Origin of the sequence: Pseudomonas sp. Sample_24 (assembly GCF_004307605.1) — a bacterium.
Taxonomy (GTDB): Bacteria; Pseudomonadota; Gammaproteobacteria; order Pseudomonadales; family Pseudomonadaceae; genus Aquipseudomonas.
Genome location: NZ_RCNW01000143.1, coordinates 19,423 through 43,372, shown reverse-complemented (window position 1 = coordinate 43,372; position 23,950 = coordinate 19,423). Strand labels below are relative to the sequence as shown.

Annotated in this window: 27 protein-coding genes; 17 read left to right on the top strand and 10 right to left on the bottom strand. The window is 59.4% G+C overall.

Features of this window, described 5'->3' with window-relative positions; all coding sequences use genetic code 11:
* Positions 1–254 precede the first annotated feature (254 nt).
* The 3 genes from D8V06_RS06915 (at position 255) to D8V06_RS06905 (ending at position 2,004) form a co-directional block, all read left to right on the top strand.
* A complete protein-coding gene (locus tag D8V06_RS06915) occupies positions 255–446 on the top strand; it encodes a DUF1508 domain-containing protein (protein WP_130930662.1) in 192 nt (63 codons plus the stop codon).
* A gap of 208 nt (positions 447–654) precedes the next feature.
* Positions 655–1,581 carry a LysR substrate-binding domain-containing protein gene (locus tag D8V06_RS06910; RefSeq protein ID WP_056856008.1) on the top strand — a complete coding sequence of 309 codons (927 nt, stop codon included), beginning with the start codon at positions 655–657 and terminating at the stop codon, positions 1,579–1,581.
* A gap of 57 nt (positions 1,582–1,638) precedes the next feature.
* The gene (locus D8V06_RS06905) at positions 1,639–2,004 is read left to right on the top strand and encodes a 5-carboxymethyl-2-hydroxymuconate Delta-isomerase (protein WP_130904299.1); all 366 of its coding nucleotides are present in this window, start codon (positions 1,639–1,641) and stop codon (positions 2,002–2,004) included.
* 3 nt (positions 2,005–2,007) lie between these two features.
* Here the strand turns inward: D8V06_RS06905 and D8V06_RS06900 are convergent, their stop codons facing one another.
* Together D8V06_RS06900 and D8V06_RS06895 are read right to left on the bottom strand one after the other, a co-directional pair.
* Positions 2,008–2,943 carry a LysR family transcriptional regulator gene (locus D8V06_RS06900; protein ID WP_130906683.1) on the bottom strand — a complete coding sequence of 312 codons (936 nt, stop codon included), beginning with the start codon at positions 2,941–2,943 and terminating at the stop codon, positions 2,008–2,010.
* 122 nt (positions 2,944–3,065) lie between these two features.
* On the bottom strand, positions 3,066–4,250 hold the full coding sequence (locus D8V06_RS06895) for a cyanate transporter (protein WP_130906682.1): 1,185 nt from the start codon (positions 4,248–4,250) through the stop codon (positions 3,066–3,068).
* 398 nt (positions 4,251–4,648) lie between these two features.
* On the opposite strand from D8V06_RS06895, the gene D8V06_RS06890 reads away from it, so the two are divergent.
* The 4 genes from D8V06_RS06890 to D8V06_RS06875 all read left to right on the top strand — a co-directional run bounded on the left by D8V06_RS06890 (position 4,649) and on the right by D8V06_RS06875 (position 8,950).
* Positions 4,649–6,298, top strand: a complete 1,650-nt coding sequence (locus tag D8V06_RS06890; RefSeq protein WP_130904302.1) for a phosphoethanolamine--lipid A transferase — start codon at positions 4,649–4,651, stop codon at positions 6,296–6,298.
* 175 nt (positions 6,299–6,473) lie between these two features.
* Positions 6,474–7,607, top strand: a complete 1,134-nt coding sequence (rnd, locus tag D8V06_RS06885) for a ribonuclease D (protein WP_056856005.1) — start codon at positions 6,474–6,476, stop codon at positions 7,605–7,607.
* The gene (locus D8V06_RS06880; RefSeq protein WP_053155806.1) at positions 7,604–7,897 is read left to right on the top strand and encodes a YcgL domain-containing protein; all 294 of its coding nucleotides are present in this window, start codon (positions 7,604–7,606) and stop codon (positions 7,895–7,897) included. Before rnd ends, D8V06_RS06880 begins: the two co-directional genes overlap by 4 nt.
* 120 nt (positions 7,898–8,017) lie before the next feature.
* Positions 8,018–8,950 (top strand): D-2-hydroxyacid dehydrogenase, encoded by a 933-nt coding sequence (locus D8V06_RS06875; RefSeq protein WP_056856004.1) that lies wholly within the window; start codon positions 8,018–8,020, stop codon positions 8,948–8,950.
* A gap of 137 nt (positions 8,951–9,087) precedes the next feature.
* Here D8V06_RS06875 and D8V06_RS06870 read toward each other — a convergent pair whose 3' ends face one another.
* Positions 9,088–9,681 carry a nitroreductase family protein gene (locus tag D8V06_RS06870; RefSeq protein WP_130930661.1) on the bottom strand — a complete coding sequence of 198 codons (594 nt, stop codon included), beginning with the start codon at positions 9,679–9,681 and terminating at the stop codon, positions 9,088–9,090.
* A 164-nt stretch (positions 9,682–9,845) separates the two neighbouring features.
* Between D8V06_RS06870 and D8V06_RS06865 the strand changes: the two genes are divergently transcribed.
* Positions 9,846–10,295 carry a YcgN family cysteine cluster protein gene (locus tag D8V06_RS06865; protein ID WP_056856002.1) on the top strand — a complete coding sequence of 150 codons (450 nt, stop codon included), beginning with the start codon at positions 9,846–9,848 and terminating at the stop codon, positions 10,293–10,295.
* Positions 10,296–10,332: 37 nt separating this feature from the next.
* Positions 10,333–11,562 carry a hypothetical protein gene (locus D8V06_RS06860; protein WP_130930660.1) on the top strand — a complete coding sequence of 410 codons (1,230 nt, stop codon included), beginning with the start codon at positions 10,333–10,335 and terminating at the stop codon, positions 11,560–11,562.
* A gap of 78 nt (positions 11,563–11,640) precedes the next feature.
* On the opposite strand, the gene D8V06_RS06855 is transcribed toward D8V06_RS06860, so the two are convergent.
* From D8V06_RS06855 to D8V06_RS06835, 4 genes are all read right to left on the bottom strand, one after another.
* A complete protein-coding gene (locus D8V06_RS06855; protein WP_056856000.1) occupies positions 11,641–12,012 on the bottom strand; it encodes a DUF2892 domain-containing protein in 372 nt (123 codons plus the stop codon).
* Between the two features lie 92 nt (positions 12,013–12,104).
* Complete coding sequence (locus D8V06_RS06850) at positions 12,105–12,575, bottom strand: RNA methyltransferase (RefSeq protein WP_056855999.1); 471 nt, start codon at positions 12,573–12,575, stop codon at positions 12,105–12,107.
* Positions 12,576–12,761: 186 nt separating this feature from the next.
* On the bottom strand, positions 12,762–13,133 hold the full coding sequence (locus tag D8V06_RS06840) for a YajD family HNH nuclease (RefSeq protein ID WP_007944009.1): 372 nt from the start codon (positions 13,131–13,133) through the stop codon (positions 12,762–12,764).
* A 49-nt stretch (positions 13,134–13,182) separates the two neighbouring features.
* A complete protein-coding gene (locus D8V06_RS06835) occupies positions 13,183–13,869 on the bottom strand; it encodes a hypothetical protein (RefSeq protein ID WP_056856304.1) in 687 nt (228 codons plus the stop codon).
* 95 nt (positions 13,870–13,964) lie between these two features.
* On the opposite strand from D8V06_RS06835, the gene D8V06_RS06830 reads away from it, so the two are divergent.
* Positions 13,965–14,255: a hypothetical protein gene (locus D8V06_RS06830; protein WP_056855998.1), complete on the top strand. Its 291-nt coding sequence runs from the start codon at positions 13,965–13,967 to the stop codon at positions 14,253–14,255.
* Here the strand turns inward: D8V06_RS06830 and D8V06_RS06825 are convergent.
* Both D8V06_RS06825 and D8V06_RS06820 read right to left on the bottom strand, forming a co-directional pair.
* The gene (locus D8V06_RS06825; RefSeq protein WP_130906679.1) at positions 14,252–14,725 is read right to left on the bottom strand and encodes a cyclic nucleotide-binding domain-containing protein; all 474 of its coding nucleotides are present in this window, start codon (positions 14,723–14,725) and stop codon (positions 14,252–14,254) included. The two genes, D8V06_RS06830 and D8V06_RS06825, sit on opposite strands and share 4 nt — an antisense overlap.
* Before the next feature lie 202 nt (positions 14,726–14,927).
* On the bottom strand, positions 14,928–16,982 hold the full coding sequence (locus tag D8V06_RS06820; RefSeq protein ID WP_130930659.1) for a S9 family peptidase: 2,055 nt from the start codon (positions 16,980–16,982) through the stop codon (positions 14,928–14,930).
* A 100-nt stretch (positions 16,983–17,082) separates the two neighbouring features.
* Here D8V06_RS06820 and D8V06_RS06815 point away from each other — a divergent pair, with 100 nt between their 5' ends.
* From D8V06_RS06815 to D8V06_RS06805, 3 genes are read left to right on the top strand one after another with little or no spacing between them, the layout of a single operon-like run.
* Positions 17,083–17,583, top strand: a complete 501-nt coding sequence (locus tag D8V06_RS06815) for an MFS transporter (RefSeq protein WP_130904309.1) — start codon at positions 17,083–17,085, stop codon at positions 17,581–17,583.
* A 33-nt stretch (positions 17,584–17,616) separates the two neighbouring features.
* On the top strand, positions 17,617–18,393 hold the full coding sequence (locus D8V06_RS06810) for a class II glutamine amidotransferase (RefSeq protein WP_130906677.1): 777 nt from the start codon (positions 17,617–17,619) through the stop codon (positions 18,391–18,393).
* A gap of 13 nt (positions 18,394–18,406) precedes the next feature.
* Positions 18,407–18,949, top strand: coding sequence for a DUF2937 family protein (locus tag D8V06_RS06805; RefSeq protein WP_130906676.1), 543 nt, complete (start codon positions 18,407–18,409; stop codon positions 18,947–18,949).
* Positions 18,950–19,059: 110 nt separating this feature from the next.
* Here D8V06_RS06805 and D8V06_RS06800 read toward each other — a convergent pair whose 3' ends face one another.
* Positions 19,060–19,977: a LysR family transcriptional regulator gene (locus tag D8V06_RS06800; protein WP_130906675.1), complete on the bottom strand. Its 918-nt coding sequence runs from the start codon at positions 19,975–19,977 to the stop codon at positions 19,060–19,062.
* 146 nt (positions 19,978–20,123) lie between these two features.
* Here D8V06_RS06800 and D8V06_RS06795 point away from each other — a divergent pair, with 146 nt between their 5' ends.
* From D8V06_RS06795 to D8V06_RS06780, 4 genes are all read left to right on the top strand, one after another.
* On the top strand, positions 20,124–21,410 hold the full coding sequence (locus tag D8V06_RS06795; RefSeq protein WP_056855991.1) for an MFS transporter: 1,287 nt from the start codon (positions 20,124–20,126) through the stop codon (positions 21,408–21,410).
* A gap of 73 nt (positions 21,411–21,483) precedes the next feature.
* Positions 21,484–22,236, top strand: coding sequence for a 5-oxoprolinase subunit PxpA (locus tag D8V06_RS06790; protein ID WP_056855990.1), 753 nt, complete (start codon positions 21,484–21,486; stop codon positions 22,234–22,236).
* Entirely contained in the window at positions 22,233–22,937 is a 705-nt protein-coding gene (locus D8V06_RS06785; protein WP_056855989.1) for an allophanate hydrolase subunit 1, read from the top strand. The genes D8V06_RS06790 and D8V06_RS06785 overlap by 4 nt, the downstream gene beginning before the upstream one ends.
* Positions 22,934–23,860, top strand: coding sequence for a biotin-dependent carboxyltransferase family protein (locus D8V06_RS06780; protein ID WP_130904313.1), 927 nt, complete (start codon positions 22,934–22,936; stop codon positions 23,858–23,860). Before D8V06_RS06785 ends, D8V06_RS06780 begins: the two co-directional genes overlap by 4 nt.
* Positions 23,861–23,950 lie beyond the last annotated feature (90 nt).

Here is a 23,950-nt window from a genome sequence, read left to right as displayed (position 1 = left end):
GTAACAGTAAATTGATTAAGTTGTACCGTTTGTGTAGCTGCTCGGAAGAGTTTGCGTAATTTTTTCGTTATGTTGTGAGTAGTAATATGAAAGATGGGCGTTCTGAAGTGGGGGCGGCTTTTGCGTCGTTGTAATTCAGAAGTTGTCGGCAATATTTTCTGACTTTTTATTTGCCGTTATACGTCCACTCGCTCGGCTACTCTGTCAGCACAGGTCATGTACCTGTCACCATTATCAATCGCAAGGAGCGAGCAATGTATTTCGAGATCTACAGGCAAACCCGTGGCACCGTCATGACTGGCAAAGGCCAATGGCGCTGGCGTTTGAGGGCGGGGAATCATGAAACGGTAGCCAGTGGGGAGGCCTACGTGAACAAGTCTGATTGCGTGCACGCCATCAGTTTGATCAAGGGCACGTGCGACCAGACGCCGGTGAAGGAAATCTAGCTGTCAGGTGGTGAAGCTGCTCGAGCAGGGCAGCTTCGTTTTCAACGGGGCGGCGGTAAATCCCGCCCGATGAAGAAACGGTAGGGGCCACCCGCGTGAGCGTGTTTGCATATAACGCAAAAATCCCTGAAACATTTGTTTACTCGCATAGACGCCGATTGCAGCAGCTCCCTAAACTGTCGGCAGTTTTTTAGCGCGGGGGCAATGGATGAATCGCAACGAACTACGCAAGGCCGACATCAACCTGATGGTGGTGTTTGAGTCGCTGATGCTTGAGCGTAATGTCACCAAGGTGGCGAAGAAGCTGTTTCTCGGCCAGCCAACCATCAGCTCGGCGCTCAACCGCTTGCGTACGATGTTCGATGATCCTTTGTTCATTCGCGTCGGTCATCGCATGGAGCCGACGGCGCGGGCCGAAGAGATCTTTCGCTATCTGTCGCCGGCACTGGATTCGTTATCGGTGGCGTTGAGCCTGACCCACGATTTCGACCCGGGTAACAGCACCATGACCTTTCGGATCGGGATGTCCGACGATGTCGAGTTCGGTCTGTTGCCGCCCCTGCTGCGCGCGTTGCGCCAGGAGGCGCCGAAGGTGGTTTTCGTTGTGCAGAATGTTGATTATTGGCGAATTCCAGACCTGCTGGCGTCGGGGGATATTACGGTGGGTATCAGCCAGACTCGCGGCCTGCCCGCCAATGCCAAGCGTAAATTGCTGCGTCACATCTCTCCCAGCGTATTGCGCGCCGACGCATGCGATACGCCATTGACGGTTGATGAATACTGCTCGCGCCCGCATGTGCTGGTGTCCCATATCGCCAACGTCAGCGGTTTTGCGGATGAGTGGCTGGCGCAGATCGGTCGGTCGCGTCAGGTGGTGCTCTCGGTGCCTCAATACAGTTCGCTGCCAGCGTTGCTTGCCGGGACCGATCTTATTGCAAGCCTGCCGGACTACACCGCTGCAGCGATGGCGGCTTCGGGTCAGTTGTTCATGGAGCCGTTTCCGTTCAAGACCCCGACCCTGGAACTGTCCATGGTCTGGCTCAGTCATGCCGACAGCGATCCCGCCGAACGCTGGTTGCGGTCACGAATTGAAGCATTCATGGGTGAACGCGATCTGATGTCGCTACCCCAATAACCACGGCAGCGCTGTGCTATATGTACGTACTTGCCATTGATCTACAGGAATCCTGCCATGCCTCACCTGCACCTGGAATATACCGCCAATCTGCCTGATCTGAATGCCGATGTGGCGCTGATGCGGCTCAACAATACGCTGGTGGCTTCCGGTCAGTTCGGTGCCGAGTCCGACATCAAGAGTCGCGCGGTCAAGGTCGAGACGTTCAAGATCGGGACCGCATTGGCCGAGCGGGCGTTCGTGCACGTGAAGCTGGCGGTGTTGAGCGGTCGTTCTGCGCAGATCAAGCAGCAGTTGTCCGCCAGCCTGTTAGCGGTGGTGCAGGATTTGTGTGCGTGGCCGGCCGGCGTTGAAGTTCAGCTATGTGTGGAGATTCTCGACATCGATCGCGAGTCGTACGCCAAGACCGCAATCGCCGTCTGAATTTCAGGACATCTTCTGGTCGGCGCAAGCCATCATCACTTGCTCACGCAACCAGGTGTTGGCGCTGTCTTGATCCAGCCTTTGACTCCAGCGCATGTCGAGCGTGAAGCCCGGCAAGCCCTCGGGGGCTTCACGGTGGTCGAAGGCGGCCTGCTCGGCCAGTAATTGCTGGATCCGTCTGGGCAAGGTCAGAATGAAGTCAGTGCCGGTGATCATCTTTAGCGCCGCGCCGTAGCTGTTGGCTCGAGCGACAATCTGCCGTTGTTGCGCCTGCTGCGCCAACCAACCGTCGACCATATTGGTGGTGGAAGTCCAGGGCGTTGGGAACACATGCCGGCGCTCGACGAAAGTTTGCAGGCTCAGCCGCGGTTCCAGCGGCGTGGCACGCCTGTCGAAGACACACACCAGATCATCCTCCATCAGCACCTGCGCATTGAAATCGCCGTGGCTGCGGTGAAAGTTCGGGCCGAAGCCAATCACCAGATCAAGGCTGCCATTCCGTAGAGCATCGACCGGAATGTCTGTTTCGAATTTGTGCACGTTGACCATCACCGCAAGGTCGGCCATAGCAAAGCGCTTCAGCAATTGCGGCAGGATCAACTGCTCGAAGTATTCCGGGGCACAAATGTTGAAGGTCGCCGGTTGCAAGGCCGGATCGAATGCCGGTGCGCCGCTGTGGCACAGGTTGATGCTTTCGAGAATCTTCAGCACATGCGGGTACATGCTGCTGGCTTTGGAAGTGGGGTGCATGCCGGTGCGGGTATTGATGAACAAGTCGTCGGAGAAACCGTTGCGCAGTTTTTTCAGGCAGTAACTCACGGTGGACTGGCTGACGCTCAGCGCTTCGGAGACCTCGGTGACACTTTGTTGCTCATACACGGCGACGAACACCATGAGGTCCTGCATGTCGAGCTTTCGTAACACGTTACTGTTGAGCATTCCTTGCGTCCCACTGCGCATATTGCGCGGATCGTGCGCAAACTTGTGCGAACGATCCTAGCGGAATGCCAGCGCGAGGAGAATCTCGCGCAGGCATGCAACTGTGAGCAGCTGTTGGCAAGTCAGTGAAAGTGTCGGGCGTAGTGCCGCGGATTGAAGCGCAAGACCATCAATAGCATCAGGACCATCACTGCGGTGAGTGACCACCAGGCCCATTCGAAGCTGCCGAGCTGATCGCGGATCATCCCGGCCAACAGCGGCGAGAGCCCGGCGATCAAATAACCGATTCCTTGCACGAATGCGGTCAGGCCACCGGCGCGTCGGGGTTCATCCAGATGATCCAGCGACACGATCAGGCTCATCGGGAACAACCCGCCAATGCCCAGGCCCAGCAGGCACGGCCACAGCAGGCTCAGGTGTTGCGGACTCAAGATCAGCCCGCAGAAACCGGCGATGATCAACGCCAGCAACGCCGCCAGCACCAGGCGTCGATCACGGCTGCGATTGGCGATGGCGGGCGTCAGCAGGCCCGACAGCACCTCCATGGCGGTCAAAAAGCCCAGCAACAGTCCGGCGTTTTGTTCGCTCCAGCCTTTTTCCACGTAATACGGCGCCAGCCAGGCCAGAACACAGGTGTAGGACGCCGTGCCCAAACCAAAGAAAACCGCCAGCAGCCAGGCGCGGGAATTGCCGAAGAAAGATCCATTGCTCGATGGCTTTGCGTCCTGAACCGGCATCCTGGCGCGTTGGCCGTACCAGAACAGCAACGCCAACACCGCCAGCAGGGCCCAGATCGCCAGGCCGGCACGCCAGCTACCCGTGCGGACCATCACCAGTGGCGCGAAAGAAGCGGCGATAGCGGCACCGGCCATGATCGACGTGACGTAAAGCCCCATGCACAGGGATACATGGTCGCTGAAGCGGGATTTGATCAGCACCGGCATCAGCGCCTGTATCAGCGCAATACCGATGCCGGCCAGTACGGCGCTGAGGATCAGTTCGGACGCCGAATCGATGAATAACCGCGAGACGGTGGCGATACCGATGATCAATAGCGAAAGCACAACGGTGCGTTGTGAACCCAGGCGCTGACTGACGGCTAGCCCGAAGAACATCGCCAGGCCCATCGCCATGACGGGCAGCATGGTCAGCAGTGACGCCAGGCTGAAACTCAGCGCGATGTCGCCACGAATGGCCGACAGTAAAGGCCCGACGGCGGCCATGGAGGGGCGCAGGTTCAGGGCTACAAGAATGATGCTGAGCATTAACCAGAGGGCAGGGCGGGAGGTTGCGCGAACGTTTTCCATAATCGGTCCTTGAGAAACAGGAGATCGATTAGGCGCGCCAGTGGGGGAGGCGGCAAATCAGAAAATCCGCCGCGGTATTCAAAAATTAAATAGGTCCCTGCGGGAGCGAGCTTGCTCGCGAAGAGGGCATGACATTCAGCATCACCGTTGCCTGATAAACCGCGATCGCGCGCAGGCTCGCTCCCATAAGGGAATGGAGTTGTATTCACCCGCTCCCTGAACTACAGCTGAATCATTCTCAAATATTCTAAAAGTGTCAGGCTAATCTCAGAGGCCAACTAATCGTTGGCTTCTTTTTCACAAAAAATTGATGGTCGACTGCGCAGAATCAGTGTTGTCGCGGTAAATGAAATTTTCACATACGCCGTGGGCACTTCTTTTCAGGAACAGCCAATCTCATGTTGAAGATTAAAGCCGTGCGCTCCGAGTGGGTGACACTGATTGCCAGCGCATTCTTATTAGCAGCTTTCAACTTTGTCTTGTGGCAACACTTGTTCGAGATTACGGCGGCAGATGGCAAGGGTGTCGTCATGCGCGTGGCTTTCGGTGCGATGATCCTCGCCGCCTTCAACATTGTGCTGACCTTGCTGGCGTTTCGGCCCGTCATGAAGCCCGTGCTGACGCTGTTGTTCATGGTCAGCGCTGGCGTCGCCTATTTCATGAGTCAGTACGGCGTACTGATCGATGCCGGCATGTTTCGTAACTTTGCTGAAACCAATGCCACGGAAGTTCGTGACTTACTGTCACTAAAGTTGTTTGTTTATATTCTGATGTTGGGTGTATTACCGTCGTTGCTGTTGTGGAAAACACCGATCAATTACCGTCGCTGGCACCGTGAACTGTTGAGTAAAGTTCTGGTGAGTGTGGCGTCGCTAGCCGTCATCGGCGGTGTGGCACTGGTCAACTATCAGGGCCTTGCTTCATTGTTTCGCAATCACCACGAATTGCGACTGATGGTGGTGCCCAGCAACTACATCGGGGCATCTTTTGGCTACTTGCGTGAGCAGGTCGCGTCTGCCCGACAACCCTTTGCCACTGTTGGCGAAGACGCCCAGCGAAATCCGGTTTGGCAGACCCATGGCCGCAAATCCCTGACGGTGCTGGTGGTGGGTGAAAGCGCCCGGGCCGAGAACTTTGGCATCCTCGGCTATGACCGCGACACCACGCCAACGCTGAGTAAAGAAGCCGGCCTGATCGCCTTTACCGATGTGCATTCCTGTGGCACTGAAACCGCCGTCTCGGTGCCGTGCATGTTTTCCAATATGGGGCGCAAGGATTACAGCGCGAGCAAGGCGAAGAACGAAGAGGGGCTGTTGGACGTGCTCAAGCGCGCGGGTCTGGACGTGATCTGGCGCGACAACCAGTCGGGCTGCAAAGGCACTTGTGATCGGGTCACACTCGAAGATGTCAGCAAGTTGAAGGACCCGGTGTTGTGCGCCAACAGTGAGTGCCGCGACGAGATCCTGCTCCAAGGCCTGCAGCATTTCATCGATAACCTGGATAAAGACACGGTACTGGTGTTGCACCAGATGGGCAGTCACGGCCCGGAATACTTCAAGCGCTACCCGAAAGAGTACGAACGATTCACGCCGGTTTGTGAGAGTAATGCGCTGAACAATTGCAGCCGTGAAAGTATCGTCAATGGCTATGACAATACCCTGGTGTATACCGACCATGTGCTGTCGACACTGATCGATTTGCTGCGCAACAATCAGGACAAGGTCGATACGGCGATGCTTTACCTGTCGGACCATGGCGAATCTCTGGGCGAGTACAACCTTTTCCTCCACGGCACGCCGTACATGCTGGCGCCGGACCAACAAAAGCATGTGGCGATGCTCGCCTGGTTCTCCGACAGTTATCAAAAGTCATTCTCCGTCGACACCCATTGTCTGCAGCTAAGCCGTGAAAAGCCTCTTAGCCAGGACAACCTGTTCCACTCGATGCTGGGGTTGCTGGAGGTCAACAGCAAAGTCTATAACCAGGATCTGGATATGTTTGCCGGATGCCGCGCAGCAGTGATCGATGGCGTGTTGGCGAATAAATGAGTGTTGCGTGATCCGAGATGGTTTGGCCTGCATGTCCTGCAAAGCAGGTCGAATGGGAGTTGACGGCCTATTCTTCGGGTACGCCAGGTGTTTTCGTTGATGCTCTTGTTCAGTGGATGCGCGGAAATCGCCGGGGGCGATATATACTGCGGGCCATTCTTCAAGGGAGAGCCGTGTGGCCATCGATATTCACTGGATTCGCGACAACGATAGCCTCGGTCAATTTTGCGCCGAGTGGCAAAAGTTGCCATTCGTTGCCCTCGACACCGAATTCATGCGGGTCGACACCTTTTATCCGATCGCAGGTCTGCTGCAGATTGGCGATGGCGAACGCGCTTACCTGATTGATCCGCTGACCATCGATAACTGGCAACCTCTGGCCGCGTTGCTGGAAAACTCAGCCGTGGTCAAAGTCGTGCATGCGTGCAGTGAAGACCTTGAAGTCTTGCTGCGCCTGACCGGCAGCCTGCCGGCCTCGCTGTTCGATACGCAACTGGCCGCCGCTTACCTGAACCTTGGGTTCTCGATGGGATATTCGCGACTGGTGCAGGAAGTGCTCGGCATCGATCTGCCCAAGGGCGAGACCCGTTCCGACTGGTTGCAACGTCCGCTTTCCGAAACACAGATCAGTTACGCCGCTGAAGATGCCGTACATCTGGCAGAGGTGTTCGTAAAACTGCGCCCGAAGCTTTCCGACGACAAATATGCCTGGGTGTTGGAGGACGGTGCCGAACTGGTCGCCAACCTGCGTCGCGAGATCGACCCGTACGAGGTCTATCGCGACGCCAAACTGGCCTGGAAGCTGTCCCGCGCTCAGCTCGCGGTACTGCGTGAACTTTGCGCCTGGCGCGAAAAAGAAGCCCGTGCCCGTGACCTGCCGCGCAATCGCATCATCCGCGAGCATTCGCTGTGGCCGCTGGCGCGCACGCAGCCAGACAACCTTGGCGCGTTGGCGAAGATCGAAGACATGCATCCGCGTACCGTGCGTCAGGACGGCGAGTTTCTGCTTGATCTGATCAAGCGCTCTGGCAGTGTGTCGCCCGATCAATGGCCGCCCGCCGTGCCGGAGCCGTTGCCAGTGGACGCCGCCGCACTGCTCAAACAGCTGAAAGCCATCGGCCAGGTTGAAGCCGAGCGTCTGAACATTGCGCCGGAACTGATGCTGCGCAAGAAAACCCTGGAAGCGCTGCTCAAAAGCGGCTTCCCCAATGGTCCCTACCAATTGCCTGATTCGCTGCGTGGCTGGCGCCGCGAATTGATGGGCCAGGCGCTGCTCGACAGCCTGGCCACCGCCGGAGAACAGCCTTGAAACGTATTTGCTCCATCTACCGCAGCACCAAACGCAATGAAATGTACCTTTATGTACTCAAGAGCGATGCTCTGGAACGCGTACCGGAAACCTTGATGGCCGCCTTCGGCAAAGCCATCCACGCCTTCGACCTGGTGTTGAGCCCGGAGCGCAAACTGTCGCGCGAGGACATCACGGTGGTGCTGGAGAACCTCGACAAGCAGGGTTACCACCTGCAAATGCCACCGGCCGAGGACGAGTACATCGAACATTTGCCGGAAGAGTTATTGCGACGCAACGACCCTATGTGATCGGCAGACAGGCTCTGTTCAGAGTCTTGATGAAACACTGGAATGATTTTGGCGATGGTCGCGCTGGCAGGGCGAAGCTCTGCCGGCGGCCGTCTGCACTGTTTTTGAAAGGTTTGATGCATGCGCGTTCTGATTGCTGAACACGACCACCCGGTGTACGCCCGCCTGTTGCGGGAGGCCGCGCCTGATCTGGAAGTCTTGACCAGTGGCGACTCTGCCGAACTGGCCCGACAGGCTGCCGATTGCCCGATCTGGCTCGGCCAGCCTGATTTACTGGCGACTTTGCTGCGCCAGGGTCACCAACCACAATGGCTGCAATCGACATGGGCTGGCATTACGCCGCTGCTGGCGGACGGCCTGCCGCGGCACTACCGCCTGACCCGCGCCGTGGGGATTTTTGGCCAGGTGATGGCCGAGTATGTGCTCACCTACATGCTGGGCCATGAGCGCGAAGTGCTGGCGCGGTTGGTCAGCCAGGTCGAACGCAAATGGGACAGTCGCCATGGTCAGAGCCTGGCGGGGCGCAAGGTGCTGATTGTCGGCACGGGTGACATCGGCCAGACCGTTGCGCAGTTCCTGATGCCGTTTGGCGTTGAACTGTATGGCATTGCCAGCAGTGCCCGGGAGCAGGCGCCATTTGTCGAAGTCGGCACGATGGCGGATTTGCCGCGCTTGGTCGGTGAAGTGGATTATGTAATCAATCTGCTGCCAAACACCCCAAACACCCACGATATCTACGATGCGGCGCTGTTCAGGCAGTTCAAGCCAACCGGACTGTTCATCAATGTCGGGCGTGGCGTTGCGGTGGTCGATGCTGATCTGGTGGAAGCATTGAAAGAAGGTCATCTGGCAGGTGCGGTGATTGACGTCTGCCGCCAGGAGCCACTGCCGCAGCGCCATCCGTTCTGGACAGCCTGGGGTCTGTTGCTGACGGGACACAGTTCGGCACCGACTTCGCCATCGTTGATGGTCAAACTGTTTGTCGAGAACCTGCGGGCCTATCAGGCGGGCGAGGCATTGCGCGGGGAAGTGGATTTCAATCGCGGGTATTGAGCCCAGTGCGATCAAAACTGTAGGAGCGAGCCTGCTCGCGATGGACGGGAACGATAACGTGCCCTGTCTGAATGATCGCGGCGTCTGGGCATTCTTCGCCAGCAGGCTGGCTCCTACAGGTACAACGGTGCCCTCATTTAGAGGGAGAAATCGCCTTCAGTGGCCAGTTCGCTCAACGGACGACGCGGGATTGGCTCTTCACGGGCTTGCAGGTACTCGGCCAGGGTGGCCTTGTCGCCCAGCTTGCCGACTGCCACGGCCGCGTGCAGGGCATAGCCTTCAGGAATGTTCAGCTCCTTGCGGGTCAGTTCCTGGTCGAAACCGGCCATGCCGTGAGTGTGCCAGCCACTCAGGCTCGCTTGCAGCGCCAGGTGGCCCCAGGCCGAACCGGTGTCGAAGGTATGCCACAGCGCCGGGGTTTCTTCAGTGGCGCCAGGTACCGCGAAAGTGGTTTTCGAAATCACGATGACCAGTGCCGAGGCGTGTTGCGCCCAGCTTCGGTTGAACTCGTTCAACAGGCCCAGATAGCGTTCCCAGTTTGGCGTATCGCGACGCGCGTAAAGAAAGCGCCAAGGCTGCGAGTTGTACGCCGACGGTGCCCAGCGGGCGGCTTCGAAGAAGCTCAGCAGGGTTTCTTCTGGAATGGCCTCGCCGGTAAAGGCGCGGGGCGACCAGCGATCGGTGAACTGAGGGTGAATGGCGTAATCGGCAACGCGTGGATTTGCACTCATCAAGAGATTCCTTGTGACATTTGAACATCGGGGCGACGCAAAACCCTACTTGGCGCCGCCAAAACTGACAAGCGCGTTCTACCGACAGTCGCCAATGCTTGGCCCGCAGGGCTGCGGGCACTAGACTGGCGGCCTTTTCATCACCTGATGTCGATGCTCGAACCATGGCCGCCAAAGTAGAACCGTTCTGGAAACGCAAAACCCTCGATCAACTCGATCAAGAGGAATGGGAATCGCTGTGCGACGGTTGTGGCCTGTGCTGCCTGCAAAAGCTTGAAGATGAAGACGACAACAGCGTCTATTACACGCGCATCGCCTGCAAACTGCTGGACTTGAAAACCTGCCAGTGCACCGATTACCCGAACCGTCGCGACTCCGTACCCGATTGCATCCAGCTCACGCCCGGCAAGGCTGACGAGTTCAAGTGGCTGCCACCGACCTGCGGTTATCGCCTGGTCAGCGAAGGCAAGGATTTGCCACTCTGGCATCACCTGGTCTGTGGTGATCGCGACGCAGTGCACCACGAGCGTATTTCCCAGTCCGGACGCATGCTCGCCGAAGGCAGCGTGCCGGAAGATGATTGGGAAGATCACCTGATTTTCCGCGCGGGTTAAGCGAACTGCGAGTCAACGGTTTCACCAAGGAGTGTGTATGGCTGTGGGGTGGCAGCGGGCGCTGATCGCAGGAATATGGCTATTGAGTTCGCCGGTGTGGGCGGCGAAGAAGGTCGATCTGGATTACCACGTGCTGCTGTTACCGCACAGTGATCAGGCGCAAGTGCGCTTGACCCTGGCCCAGGGCTCGGCGGTACGCAGCCTGGATTTCGCCCTCGGCGACGGCAGCCGTTACAGCGATTTCAAGGCCGACGGTCAATGGCAGCTCACACCCGGCAAGCAGGCCCGCGGCATCTGGCGCCCGGCGTCGGACAAGGCCAGCCTGACCTATCGCGTGCGTATCAGCCATGGCCGCAAAAGCGCCAGCTTCGATACACGCATGACACCGAGTTGGGCGTTGATGCGCGGCGACGATCTGGTGCCCGCCGCCAGGCTTGATCAGCAAGACGGGATCGAACTGGTTTCACGCCTTGAGTTTGAGTTGCCCAATGGCTGGAAAAGCGTCGAGACGGCCTGGCCGCGAATCGGCAAGAACAAGTTCCGCATCGACAACGTTTCCCGTCTGTTCGACCGGCCCACGGGCTGGATGCTTGCGGGCAACCTTGGCAGCCGCCGCACCCGGCTCGGTGAAACCGAAGTCACGGTGACGTCCCCGCAAGGCCAGGGCATGCGGCGAATGGATGTACTGACGCTGCTGACGTTTGTCTGGCCGCAAGTCCAAGCTGTGTTTCCTCGGCACCCCACCAAGTTATTGATTGTGGGTGCCAACGAACCGATGTGGCGCGGCAGCGTGGCGGCGCATGAGTCGATCTACTTCAACAGTCGCTTGCCACTGGTCAGCGAAAGCGGCGGCAGCGCGCTGGTGCGTGAACTGGCCCAGGTGTTCGGTCGGATCAATGACTCACAGCGCAGTGACTGGATCAGCGAAGGATTTGCCGAGTACTACGCCATTGAATTGCTGCGCCGCGCCGGCGGCATGAGCGATGAGCGGTTCGAGAGCCTGCATGGAAAACTGCTCAAGTCTGGCCAGAAGGTCACGACATTGCGCGGGGAGCAGGTCAATCCGGCGCAAGTGGCCAGGGCAGTGGTGTTGTTGCAGGATCTGGACCGCGAGATTCGCCTGAAGACGCGCAACAAGCGTTCGCTGGATGATGTGGTGCGCGGAGCGATGCGGCTGGAAAGCATCGATACCAAGGTGTTCGTGCAGCTCAGTGAGAGCGTACTTGGTGAGCCTTCCAGGGTGTTGGATAGCGAGTTGCTTCGGTAAAGATCAAAAGACGCAGCCTGCCGCAGTTCCTGCAAATGAGCTGTGCAGGAGCGGCAACAGGCTGCGATCTTGTGATTTTCAGGCTTTCGGCGACTTCAACGAATCATTGCCGGTGACCGTAGCGGTTTTGGTCGCCGCTTCGGCATTGGCCTTCAGCGTCTTCAACTCTTCACCGGCACGCTGGATTCTTGCCCGCACGTTGTCCATGTCCTGACGACTTTTTTCCAGCAGGCTTTTGGCCGAGCTGTGGCCGGTGATGCCACGGGCCAGGGCCACGCCGCCGATAGCCACCTGGATCAGGCCAAAGATGCCGCCGCGCCGCAGACCCTTGCCGACCATTACCACGCCCCCGGCCAGCGAGCCGATGCGTTCCCAGCCCTGAACGTTTTGATCGGACGGGCTCTGGAAGGGGGTGGATTCGATGCGTTCTACGCGTTTGAGTTCGCTCATGATCTGTCTCCAGGCAGCAAGGACTGTTTCAGTAATCGATAGTTAAGCTGACTGCGCAGGCGTGCCGCTTGTTCCATCGAATGTGCGGCAACTCAGCGGAATTTTGGTCCCGAACGAGTATTGAGACCTTTGGCCATGCGGTCGTAGAGCACGACGTTGACCGTAGCGGCCAGGTTCATGCAGCCGGTGGTCGGGATGTAGACCACGTCTTCGCACCAGTCGCGAATTTCCTTATCCAGCGAACCGTCTTCCGGGCCGAAGATGTACAGCGCGCGGTCCGGGTGGGTGTACTCGGGCAGCGGACGGGCGCCCTCGACCAGTTCCACGGCGACCGGAACGCAATTGAGGGGCAGGATTTTCTTCAGGTCATCGATGCCGATCAGTGGGATGTCGTAATGGACGCGCTTGGTATCGGTGACGAAATCGGCGGCCCGTTCATAACGCTTGCCGGTGTAGAACACCGACGCCACGCCATAGCAACCAGCGGCGCGCATCACGGAGCCGACATTCTCCGGTGATTTGGGGTTGAACAAACCAATGCAGCTGTACCGTTTGTCTGCCACGAGCGGGGTGCCTTTTGCGAAAAAAGCGCGATTATACGGGGATTGGGGGAGGGGTGGTCAGTGATCGTTCCCACGCTCCGCGTGGGAATGCATCCCGTGACGCTCTGCGTCACATTCAGAAGCGGAACGCGGAGCGTCCCTGGCGGCATTCCCACGCAGAGCGTGGGAACGATCAGTGCAAGACCTTCAGTCTTCTTTCTTCATCAAGCCGGCCAGCGCGGCAAACGGGTTATGCGTGGCCTTGGCGATTTTCGGCGTGCTCAGCGAACCTTCGCCGAAGTATTGCTGGTCGGTATAACGCGAGTGCTCGTTATCGTGGCAGTACAGGCACAACAACTCCCAGTTCGAGCCGTCCTGTGGATTGTTGTCATGGTTGTGGTCGCGGTGGTGCACGGTCAGTTCGCTCAGGCGCTTGCCGGAGAACTCACGGGCGCAGCGCCCGCACACGTGCGGATACATCTTCAGGGCTTTGTCACGGTAGCCCATTTCCTTGTCGCGCTGATTGTCGGCAAGGATGCGATCGAGCTTCGACGTGTTGGTTGGGGTGGACGAACTCATGGGTTCACCTTTGTAGAAAGACTAATGACGGTTATGCAGCCAGTTTAGCTCAGCCCTTGAGCTTCTCGGCAATCCAGATGGTATGGCGGGTGCCCTTGTTGCCGTGGGCAAAGACTTGCACTTCCTCGGCCTTGAACCCGGCTTTTTTCAGTTTGTCGGAAAACTGCCGGTCGGCGCTGGCTGACCAGACTGCCAGCACGCCTTTGGGGCGCAGGGCTTTGGCGCAGGCGCTGAGGCCGCCGGCGGAATAGAGCCAGCTATTGGCCCGCTGGGTCAGGCCTTCGGGGCCGTTGTCGACGTCGAGCATGATCGCGTCGAAGCCCTGCGGCTCGGCTTGCAGCACTTTGGCCACGTCTTCCATGCGCACGACAGTGCGCGGGTCCAGTAGCGGGTTGCCGGCTTTCTCGCCCAAAGGGCCACGGTTCCACTCCACCACGCCGGGTACCAATTCGGCGACCACCACTTCAGCGCTCTTGCCCAGGTGCTTGAGTGCCGAGGCAAGGGTGAAACCCATGCCCAGGCCACCGATCAACACCCGTGAATTCGGACGACCGGCGACCTTGCGGCAAGGGATTTCGGCCAAAGCATCTTCAGATCCGTGCATTCGCGTGTTCATCAACTGCCCGCCGTCGCCGCCCTGGATCTTGATGACGAAATCCTCGCCATACTCGAACAGGCACAGGGCGCCGCCGTTCTCGGGAATGGGGGCGGTATCGAGCAGAACGAAACGTTTCATGGGGCTCACTTGAGGAAAAATGGCAGCACAGGGGAAGGCAAACCGACGCAGTTGGGAGTAGCCTGCAAATGACAACAAGGCCAACGGAGCCATTGATGAAGCGCACCATTCTAACGGTCATTGCCATGGCCGCGCTCTCGATTACTGCAGTGCAGGCCCAACCGCTGCAATCTCTGCCTGTCAGCCCTGCACCCATGCCCGGTTCACCGGGTACCGCGACGCCTACGCCGTATCCGCAAATCAGCCCGGCGCCTTTGCCCAAAGTGGGTCCGGGCAGCGGCGGTCCGCCGTTGGTGCCGATCGAAAGGCCGAGCCCGCCGATCAAGGATCAGCCGTTGCCTGGCATTGAGACAAACCCGCCGAAAGCCAAGTCGCCCGGTGGTTAGACCTGCTGTGTCAGCAGTTGCCCGTCAGCCATGCGCAGGCGTTTGGAAAGGGAGACGGCGAGGGCGCGGATGATCTTGGCGGCGATTTTCGGGGCGTCGTTGAGCATTTTTTCCAGCGAGTCCTTGCCCAGGTTCAGCAACTGACAGTTGCTCGCGGCCACACAACTGGCAGAGCGCCGCTCTCCGTCGAGTACGGCCATTTCGCCGAACGAACGACCGCTGCGCAACGTGGCGATGGTCACCTGCTGGCCGTCACTGGTGGTTTTCCGCACGGCCACCTGGCCGGTGTGGATGATGCACATGAACGTGCCGGCATCACCCTCGTGGAATATCTCTTCGCCCTCGGTAATGGTGCTGATGCTGAAATAGCCCGAAGCCGCGGCGAAGTCGGCTGGAAACAGCTGATTGAACAGGCCGCAGTCCATCAGCCAGTCGCGGATTTCGTTGTTCAGTAAGGTCGGTTCTGACATGTCGTGCGGTCTTTTTTGTTGTGTCTGTTCCGGGTTTCACATTGCCCTGTAGGAGCAAAGCTTGCTCGCGATGAGGCCGCCACATTCAATATCAATGTTGAATGAGTCGCCGCCATCGCGAGCAAGCTGTGCTCCTACAGCGGACGGTGTTCTGTCGGCTTCCGGTGTCCGGAATTAAGACCGGTTCATCAGGCCAAGTTCCTCAGGCAACGCCCAAAACCTTGAACAAAAATGCATATTCGAGTGCTACGTCACGCAATCCCTGGTATCGGCCACTCATTCCACCATGGCCGGCGCCCAGTTCGGTCTTGAGCAGCAGGGGGTTGGTGTCGGTTTTCATCGTGCGCAATTTCGCCACCCACTTGGCCGCTTCCCAATATTGCACGCGACTGTCGTTGTACCCGGCGATGACCAGCATGGCCGGATAGGCTTGCGCCTTGACGTTTTCGTACGGGGCGTAGGCCTTGAGTCGATCATAGACATCCGGCTCCTGCGGGTTGCCCCACTCATCGTATTCGGTGACGGTCAGCGGCAGGTCCGGGTCGAGCATGGTGTTGAGCACGTCGACGAACGGCACTTCTGCAATCGCCGCACCGAACAGCTCCGGGCGTTGATTGAGCACCGCGCCGATCAACAGGCCACCGGCGCTGCCGCCACTGATCGCCAGTTGCGGTGCACGGGTGAATCCATTGGCGATCAAGTGCTCGGCACAGGCAATAAAGTCGCTGAAGGTGTTTTGCTTGTGTTCCTGTTTGCCTGCGCGATACCAGGCTTCACCCAATTCGCCACCGCCGCGCACGTGGGCGATGGCAAACGCCATGCCGCGATCGAGCAAGCTCAGGCGCGCGTGGGAGAACCAAGGGTCGAGGCTTTCGCCATAGGCGCCGTAGCCGTACAGATACAGTGGCACCGGTTTGCCCAGCGCTTCGCGCTTGATCACCAGGCTGATCGGTACCTGCGTGCCGTCGGGGGCGGTAGCCCACAGACGCTGGCTGACGTAGGCGTCGGCATCGAACGGACCGAGCACCGGGGTTTGCTTGAGCACTTGCTGTTCGCCGTTGCTCAATTGCAATTGGCGGATCTGTGCCGGACGGTTCAGTGCTTCATAACGCAGGCGAATCCGTTCACTGACGAACTCCAGGCTGTTCTGCACATGCAGGCTGTACGCCGCGTCCGGCAGCTGCACCCGGTAGCTCGGCAAATCCTGCGGGTGAACTTCGATGATGGGCAGGCCACCTTCACGCAGGCTCAGGGTCATGGCACTCGCGTTGAGGCTCATGCCGTCGATCATCACCGTGTCACTGTGGGGGATCAGGAGCTGCCATTGGGCCTCGATCGGTGCCACGCCGGTATCGACAGCGGTGTACAACGCGAAGTTGATGCCGTCGCGGTTGGTGCGGATGAACCAGGTCCATTGGCCATCGAGTGCGCCATGGTCGACGTCGTACTCGTGGTCTTCGACCCTCGGCGCAATACAGGCAAAGGCCTGTTGTGGCTGGTTGGCGTCGAGCACCCAGACTTCGCTGGTAGTCTTGCTGCCCACGGACAGCAGCAACTGCTGTTCAGAGCTGGCGCGGTAGCAATGCATGAAGAAGCGGCCGTCCGGTTCATGGAACACTTCTTCGGCCGCCGTGCCGTCCAGGCGATAGCGGTACAGCTTGTGCGGGCGGTGGGTGTCGTCCAGTTCGCCGAAGAACAGCGTCAGGCTGTCGTTGGCCCAGGTCATGCTGCCGTCGCAGTCCTGGAACTCCAGTTCGCTGACACGTCCGTCGGACAATTCCTTCACGAACAGCGTGTAAATCTCATCGCCAGTGGCGTCGACACTGTAGGCCAGGCGTTGGTGGTCCGGGCTGATGCTGAACGCGCCGAGGGAAAAGAAACCGCCGTTGGCCAGCACGTTCGGGTCCAGCAGCAGTTGTTCCCGGCTTTCGTCGAGGGTCAGGCTGTCGTCGGCCGGACGCGGGCAGCGGTAATGACGGGCGTATTCATCGCCCGCCGTGGTGCGCGTGTAATACAGGTATGGTCCCCATGGCGAGGGCAGGGACAGGTCGGTTTCAAGAATCCGTCCCTTGATCTCTTCAAACAGAGTTTCACGCAGTTCGGCCTGATCGGCGGTTTGCGCTTGCTGATAGCTGTTTTCAGCCTTTAGGTAGTCGAGCACCGCATCGGTGTCGCGCTCCTGCAGCCAGGCATACGGGTCGGCGCCTTCGGCCTTGTGGGCGATCGGGGCGTCGCAAATGTTGGCGGATATGGGCATGAAGGGCTCTCGAACAATGTACGAAATGGTCGACGCCATCAGCGGGGCAGCCTGACGGGCGAAAAGCCGTTATCATAAGCGCCTCTTTGCCTGCCTTGCCATGGACACCATGACCGAGAACGACTATCTGATCGCTTGGGGCCTCTACGCCTTTGCCGCTTTGGGCTGCCTGTTGGTGTGGATGCGCATTACCCGCTGGATGTGGCGCTGGCTGCGTGAGCCGCTGCGGTTGCTGGTGGCGGTGCTGTTGTTCAGCCCGACGATTATTGACCCGGTGAAGGAAAAAGTCGCCCCGGCCATCGCCATTACCGCCCTGGACCTGCTGTTCAAGGTCGGCAACAACGCCTGGCGGGCCATCTCCGATCTGTTCATGTACGGCATGATCGCCTTCGGTCTCTACCTGGTCTTCGTGGCAATCCGCTTCGCCATCGAACGTGGAGCAAACGCTCGCAAGGAACAGGCTGCCGCCGCCAAAGCCGCCGCCCGTGCCGATGATCCGGAAGAAGAGGAGCATCCTTTTGGTGGTGCTGGCGATGATCGTTACGGCCGTCCACCTGTGCCGAGCAATCCCCAGCGCATGCGGGTCGAACCTCGCCTGTAACCTTGCCCCCTGCCATTGAGCGAGAGTCCGAGCATGTGTGAGTTATTGGGCATGAGCGCCAATGTCCCGACCGATATCGTGTTCAGCTTCACCGGGCTGATGCAGCGCGGCGGGCGCACCGGTCCGCACCGTGACGGCTGGGGCATCGCCTTCTATGAAGGTCGCGGCTTGCGGCTGTTCCAGGACCCGGCCGCGAGTTGCGAGTCGGAAGTGGCGAATCTGGTGCAGCGCTACCCGATCAAGAGCGAAGTGGTGATCGGCCATATTCGTCAGGCCAACGTCGGCAAGGTCTGCCTGTCCAACACGCACCCGTTCGTCCGTGAACTGTGGGGCCGCAACTGGTGTTTCGCGCATAACGGCCAACTGGCGGATTTTCAGCCGACGGCCAGTTTCTATCGCCCCGTGGGTGATACCGACAGCGAAGCGGCGTTCTGCGATTTGCTCAACCGCGTACGTGCGGCGTTCCCCGAGCCGGTCGACGTCGAAGCGTTGTTGCCGGATCTGGTGGCTGCGTGCGCCGAATACCGTAGCAAAGGCGTGTTCAACTGCCTGCTCAGCGATGGCGACTGGTTGTTCTGTTATTGCTCGACCAAGCTGGCACAGATCACCCGGCGCGCCCCGTTTGGCCCGGCACGCTTGAAGGATGTCGATGTGATCGTCGACTTCCAGGCTGAAACCACTCCCAACGACGTGGTGACGGTGATCGCTACCGAACCGTTGACCGAAAACGAAACCTGGACCCGTTACGAACCGGGTCAATGGAGCCTGTGGCGACGCGGTGAATGCGTCAGTCAGGGCCAGACCTCATAAGGATCCGATACCCATGTTGCTCAGTTATCTACGGCTGGTGTTGTTCGCGGCGGGACTGTTGATCGGTGTCCAGGTGCCGGGGTTCATCAACGATTACGCCAAGCGGGTCGAAGCGCACCTGATTGAAGCTCAGGCCGGGTTGAGCGGCTTCCAGAACACCGCCAATCAGTTTTTCAAGGGCGATATGCAGGCGCTGGTGGCGCATTACCGTGCCAGTGAAGACCCGATCTTTCGCAGCGATGCCGACAGCCTGGGAAACCTGCTGAGCCGTCAGGTTGCGCTGGATAAACAGTTCCAGGCGATGCAAGGCCCGTGGTACATCCGGTTCCTGCAAGTGGTGCTGGCGGCCGACCCGGATATCCGCAAGGAAACCTGGAATGGCTACAGCTACCAGATCCTGCTGACCCCGGAAGCGATGATCTGGGGCATGAGCGGTGCGTTGCTGCTGTCGTTCGGCATCGAGTGCCTGTTTCGCCTGATCGACTGGGTGGTGCTGGGCGGCAAACGCCTGCGCCAGAGCCGGCCGATTGAAGAGCGGGATTTACGCGGACTTTGACAGATCGTTCCCACGCTCTGCGTGGGAATGCCTCAACGGACGCTCCGCGTTCGGCTCTAATGGGACGCGGAGCGTCCCGGGTTGCATTCCCACGCGGAGCGTGGGAACGATCATCCGCTGGCCAAAACGATGTAATTCTCACCCACCTTCCGTGCATACCCCTCCAGCACCTGCTGACACAGCGCCACAATCTCTTCGGCCCACTCCACGCCCACGCGCCACGACACCACCACCTGTAAGTCCGGTGGGCGTTGATCGATGTCGAGCAAGGTCAGTTCTCCGCGCGCCAGTTCCTCGGCCACCAGTACCGGGGGCAACGCGCCAATTCCAAACCCGTCCCGAAGCAACCGGGTAATTGCCGACACCGAATTCACGCAGTTCAGTCGCGGTGCGGCCACTCCATTGGCCTGCATCAGGGCAAGCACTTCCTGATGCGGGTGGGAGTTCTTCGAGTAGGTGATGATCCGTTCATTCGCCAGGTCGGCAATGCCCGAATACGCGCGGTTATAGAGGGAGTTACTGGCAGCGATCCAGCCCATCGGGTGGCTCGCCAGTTCTAGGCTGCGCACGCTTTCCTGACGCAACAGGTCGGTCTGCAGGATCACATCGAGGAAGCCTTTTTGCAGCTGATCGCAGAGGTTCAGCGAGGTATCGGCCACCAGCTCGATTTCCACCAGCGGATAGTGATCGGTCATCTGCGCCACCAACGGGCTGAGCCACGTGTGGATCACGGTGTCCATCACGCCGATGCGCACGCGCCCGGCCTTGCTCGAGCGGGTCTCGATCGACTGCTTGAGTGCCTGCATGGTGTCCATCATTTGCTCGGCGTAATCGAGCACTTTCAAGCCTTCGGGCGTCAGACTCACGCCGCGTGAATCACGCAGGAACAACTTCACCCCAAGTTCGCTTTCCAGCACGGCGATGCGACTGGAAATCGACGCCTGGGTGGTGAACAACTTGTCGGCGGTCAGGCGAAAACTCTTGAGTCGGGCGACCCAGACAAAGGTCTCGAGGAACTTCAGGTTCATGGGATAAAGATTTCTTATGCCTAAGGCAGGTTTTTATTAGTTGGACGCAGCACGGCAGGGCGCACAAAAATCTGGCCATCCGGTTCCCACGATAGGCGTCGTCGGGGCTCAGAACAATACCAATAAAATCAGCGCGGAGATTTGCCATGAGTGCGTCCGACACCCCCGCCATTGCGAAAGCCACGGCTCGCCCGGGACCTTTCGACTGGTATCGCAATATCAATCAGCAGGAACGCCGCACCTTCTGGAGCTGCAAGATCGGCTATGGCCTGGATGGCATGGACACCCAGATGCTCAGCTTCGTGGTGCCGACCCTGATTGCCATGTGGGGCATCACAACTGGCCAGGCCGGGTTGATTCACACCAGCACGTTGATTGCGTCCGCCATCGGTGGTTGGGTCGCGGGGATTCTCTCCGATCGGATCGGCCGGGTGCGAACGTTGCAACTGACCGTCCTGTGGTTTGCCTTCTTCACCTTCCTTTGCGGGTTCGCGCAGAACTACGAACAGCTGCTGATTGCCCGTACGTTGATGGGCTTCGGTTTCGGTGGCGAATGGACCGCGGGCGCGGTGTTGATCGGCGAGGTGATTCGCGCCAAGGACCGTGGCAAGGCCGTGGGCATGGTGCAATCGGGCTGGGCGCTGGGCTGGGGCCTGACCGCGATCCTGTACGCGCTGCTGTTCTCTGTATTGCCGCCGGAAGACGCCTGGCGCGCGCTGTTCATCCTCGGCATCGTGCCGGCGATTTTCGTGATTTTCGTCCGTCGCTTGGTGAAAGATCCGGAAATCTACCGCGAAGCCAAAGCCAGGCAGGAGCCAAGCAATCCGTCGAAGTTCTACGAGATCTTCGCTCCGGGCATACTGTTCACCACGATTCGCGCTTCGTTACTGACCACCGGCGCGCTGGGCGGTTATTACGCAATCACGTCCTGGCTGCCAACCTTCCTGAAAAACGAGCGCGGTCTGAGCGTGCTCAATACCAGCGGGTATCTGGCGATGGTGATCGTCGGGTCCTACGTCGGTTATGTCATCAGCGCGTACCTGACCGACATCCTCGGCCGCAAAAAGAACTTCATCCTGTTCGCTGTCGGCTCGTTCACCATCGTTTTGCTCTACACCCAATTGCCGGTCAGCAACGGCGTGATGCTGTGGCTGGGCTTTCCGCTGGGGTTCTTCGCCTCGGGGATTTTCAGTGGCATGGGCGCGTTCCTGACCGAATTGTTCCCTACGCGCATTCGCGGTTCCGGCCAGGGCTTTTGCTACAACATCGGTCGGGCGCTGGCGGCGTTGTTCCCGCTGCTGATCGGTCTGCTCAGCCAGACCGTGCCGCTGAGCGTGGGCATCGGCGCCTTTGCAGCAGTGTCCTACGGCGTGGTGATCCTTGCAGCCTTGAGCCTGCCGGAAACCCGTGGCAAGCAACTCGACGCTCAGTAACTGATAATCTGCGGACGTGTCATACGGATATGTCCCGCAGCCAAAAAGAACAAAGCCTACAGGAGTGTTCACCGTGAGCCGCCTGCTATTGAACTGCGACATCGGCGAGAGCTTCGGTAACTGGACCATGGGTCTGGACGCTGAGGTCATGCCTTTCATCGATTGCGCCAACATCGCCTGCGGCTTTCACGCGGGTGATCCGAGCATCATGCGCAAGACTGTCAGCCTCGCGCTCAGCCATGGCGTGCAGATCGGCGCCCATCCGGCCTATCAGGACCTGGTGGGGTTCGGCCGGCGCTCCATGGCCTACGCCACCCAGGAACTGCAGGATATTGTGCATTACCAGATCGGCGCGCTTGATGGCATCTGCCGGGCGCAGGGCGGACGCGTCAGTTACGTCAAGCCCCACGGTGCGATGTACAACGACATGATGGCCAATCCGGCGCAATTGCGTGCGGTGCTGCAAGCTGTGGCGTCCTATGACCGCGACCTGCCGTTGATGTTGATGGCCACCAGGGACAACAGCGCCGCGCAGCAACTGGGTGATGAATATGGCGTGACCCTGTGGTTCGAAGCCTTCGCTGACCGTGCCTACGACAGCGCCGGCATGCTGGTTTCGCGACAACTGCCGGGGGCGGTGCATCACGATCCGGAAAAAATCATCGGGCAGGCGCTGACCATTGCCCGTGGCGAACACCTCACCGCCAGCGATGGCAGCGCCTTGCACCTGCAGGCCAACACCCTCTGCGTGCACGGCGACAACGCCAGTTCGGTGGCCGCGGTGCAACGGATCCGCCAAGCCCTGAACCAGCAGAGCACGTCATGAAACTGCGGGTGGAAGTGGTCGCGCTGGATTGCCTGATGGTGCGCCTGTTCGATGAGATCGCAGAAGCCAACATGCCGTGGATGCTCGCCGCCAGCGAAAGTCTGCGGGCAGCGTTTGCCGGGCATCTGATCGATCTTGTGCCGTCCTATACAACGTTGATGGTGCATTACGACCTGACAGCATTGAGCCCGGCCCAGGCCCGTGAATTGATCGCCGAAGCGTTGATCGATCTGTCGCCCAACGCGCGCACTCGTGGCACCTGTCACGTGTTGCCGGTGTGGTACGACCTGAGTGTCGGCCCCGAGCTGAGGCTGTTGTCGCAACGCAGCGGCTTGGCAGTGGAGGAGGTGATCCGGCGTCACAGCGAGCGTGAGTATCAGGTGTTCGCCTTGGGCTTTGCCCCCGGCTTCGCTTTCATGGGGCTGGTGGAAGAGGTGCTGGCCGCACCGCGCCTGAACACCCCGCGCAAGAAAGTCGCCGCCGGCAGTGTCGGCATTGCCGAGCGACAAACGGCAGCCTATCCGGTGGTGTCGCCGGGTGGTTGGAATCTGATCGGCCGCACGCCCGCCCGATTGTTTGACCGCAACCGTGACGGCTACAGCCTGATGCAACCGGGCGATACGGTGCGCTTTGAAGCTGTAGGTCATGCCGAATTCATCAATCTGGGCGGGGACGATACGCCTCTGGAGGCCCAGGCATGAGCCAGTTGACGATTGAGGCGAGTACGCCGTTGTGTCTGTTGCAGGACGCCGGCCGTTTCGGTGTGCGGCATCTGGGCGTGACCCAGGGTGGCGCCGCCGATTGGCGTTCGATGTCCTGGGCCAATTGGTTGCTGGGTAACGCGCTGGATGCCGCGGTGATTGAAATCACCCTTGGCGGGTTCACTGTTGTGGCCGAAGAAGATTGTGTATTGGCGTTGGCCGGAGCGGACCTCGGTGCACGCATCAATGGTGAGGCGTTGGCCCCTTGGCGCAGTTTCCGGCTGAACAAAGGTCAGCGTTTGCAATTCACTCAGCCATTGCTCGGTGCGCGTGCCTATCTGGCCGCACCGGGCGGGTTCGATGCGCCGAAGGTGTTGGGCAGCAGCGCGACAGTGGTCCGTGAGGCGCTCGGCGGGCTGGACGGCATGGGCCACGCGCTGACCAAAGGCGCGAGTTTGAGCTATTCGGGCAATTCAGTGATGTTGTTGCGGGAATTGACCGCAGGCCAGCGGCCGGACCTGAGTCTCGAGGCTCCTTTGGACCTGGTCATCGGCGCGCAGATCGGCCAATTCAGCGGACAAAGCCTGTTCGATGCGTTCAACAACGCATGGAGCCTCGACAGCCGCGCCGACCGCATGGGCATTCGCCTGTTGGGCACGGCGTTGCAGTACCAGGGCAAACCGATGATCTCCGAAGGCATTCCGCTGGGGGCGGTCCAGGTACCGCCGGACGGGCAGCCGATTGTATTGCTCAATGACCGGCAGACCATTGGTGGGTATCCGCGATTGGGGGCGTTGACGCCGTTGGCGCTGGCACGATTGGCGCAGTGTCTGCCGGGGGGGCAGGTGCGGTTGAAGCCGGTGGTGCAGGAGGTGGCGCATCGGGAACAGGTCGAGTATTTACAGCGGTTTTTGAGCCGCTAAAAGCATCGCGGGCAAGCCCGCTCCCACAGGGTTGAACGTTGTTCACAAAATTTATGAACAACACAAATCATTGTGGGAGCGGGCTTGCCC

Excerpts from the sequence above, each read along its gene's own strand:
- D8V06_RS06890 (WP_130904302.1), top strand. The coding sequence starts at position 4,649 with ATGTTGAAGATTAAAGCCGTGCGCTCCGAGTGGGTGACACTGATTGCC.
- D8V06_RS06900 (WP_130906683.1), bottom strand. The coding sequence starts at position 2,943 with ATGCTCAACAGTAACGTGTTACGAAAGCTCGACATGCAGGACCTCATG.
- D8V06_RS06910 (WP_056856008.1), top strand. The coding sequence starts at position 655 with ATGAATCGCAACGAACTACGCAAGGCCGACATCAACCTGATGGTGGTG.
- D8V06_RS06860 (WP_130930660.1), top strand. The coding sequence starts at position 10,333 with ATGGCTGTGGGGTGGCAGCGGGCGCTGATCGCAGGAATATGGCTATTG.
- D8V06_RS06815 (WP_130904309.1), top strand. The coding sequence starts at position 17,083 with ATGGACACCATGACCGAGAACGACTATCTGATCGCTTGGGGCCTCTAC.
- D8V06_RS06805 (WP_130906676.1), top strand. The coding sequence starts at position 18,407 with ATGTTGCTCAGTTATCTACGGCTGGTGTTGTTCGCGGCGGGACTGTTG.
- D8V06_RS06840 (WP_007944009.1), bottom strand. The coding sequence starts at position 13,133 with ATGAGTTCGTCCACCCCAACCAACACGTCGAAGCTCGATCGCATCCTT.
- D8V06_RS06800 (WP_130906675.1), bottom strand. The coding sequence starts at position 19,977 with ATGAACCTGAAGTTCCTCGAGACCTTTGTCTGGGTCGCCCGACTCAAG.
- D8V06_RS06855 (WP_056856000.1), bottom strand. The coding sequence starts at position 12,012 with ATGAGCGAACTCAAACGCGTAGAACGCATCGAATCCACCCCCTTCCAG.
- D8V06_RS06870 (WP_130930661.1), bottom strand. The coding sequence starts at position 9,681 with ATGAGTGCAAATCCACGCGTTGCCGATTACGCCATTCACCCTCAGTTC.
- D8V06_RS06865 (WP_056856002.1), top strand. The coding sequence starts at position 9,846 with ATGGCCGCCAAAGTAGAACCGTTCTGGAAACGCAAAACCCTCGATCAA.
- D8V06_RS06785 (WP_056855989.1), top strand. The coding sequence starts at position 22,233 with ATGAAACTGCGGGTGGAAGTGGTCGCGCTGGATTGCCTGATGGTGCGC.
- D8V06_RS06825 (WP_130906679.1), bottom strand. The coding sequence starts at position 14,725 with ATGTCAGAACCGACCTTACTGAACAACGAAATCCGCGACTGGCTGATG.
- D8V06_RS06780 (WP_130904313.1), top strand. The coding sequence starts at position 22,934 with ATGAGCCAGTTGACGATTGAGGCGAGTACGCCGTTGTGTCTGTTGCAG.
- D8V06_RS06820 (WP_130930659.1), bottom strand. The coding sequence starts at position 16,982 with ATGCCCATATCCGCCAACATTTGCGACGCCCCGATCGCCCACAAGGCC.
- D8V06_RS06875 (WP_056856004.1), top strand. The coding sequence starts at position 8,018 with ATGCGCGTTCTGATTGCTGAACACGACCACCCGGTGTACGCCCGCCTG.
- D8V06_RS06895 (WP_130906682.1), bottom strand. The coding sequence starts at position 4,250 with ATGGAAAACGTTCGCGCAACCTCCCGCCCTGCCCTCTGGTTAATGCTC.
- D8V06_RS06810 (WP_130906677.1), top strand. The coding sequence starts at position 17,617 with ATGTGTGAGTTATTGGGCATGAGCGCCAATGTCCCGACCGATATCGTG.
- D8V06_RS06795 (WP_056855991.1), top strand. The coding sequence starts at position 20,124 with ATGAGTGCGTCCGACACCCCCGCCATTGCGAAAGCCACGGCTCGCCCG.
- D8V06_RS06830 (WP_056855998.1), top strand. The coding sequence starts at position 13,965 with ATGAAGCGCACCATTCTAACGGTCATTGCCATGGCCGCGCTCTCGATT.
- D8V06_RS06905 (WP_130904299.1), top strand. The coding sequence starts at position 1,639 with ATGCCTCACCTGCACCTGGAATATACCGCCAATCTGCCTGATCTGAAT.
- D8V06_RS06915 (WP_130930662.1), top strand. The coding sequence starts at position 255 with ATGTATTTCGAGATCTACAGGCAAACCCGTGGCACCGTCATGACTGGC.
- D8V06_RS06835 (WP_056856304.1), bottom strand. The coding sequence starts at position 13,869 with ATGAAACGTTTCGTTCTGCTCGATACCGCCCCCATTCCCGAGAACGGC.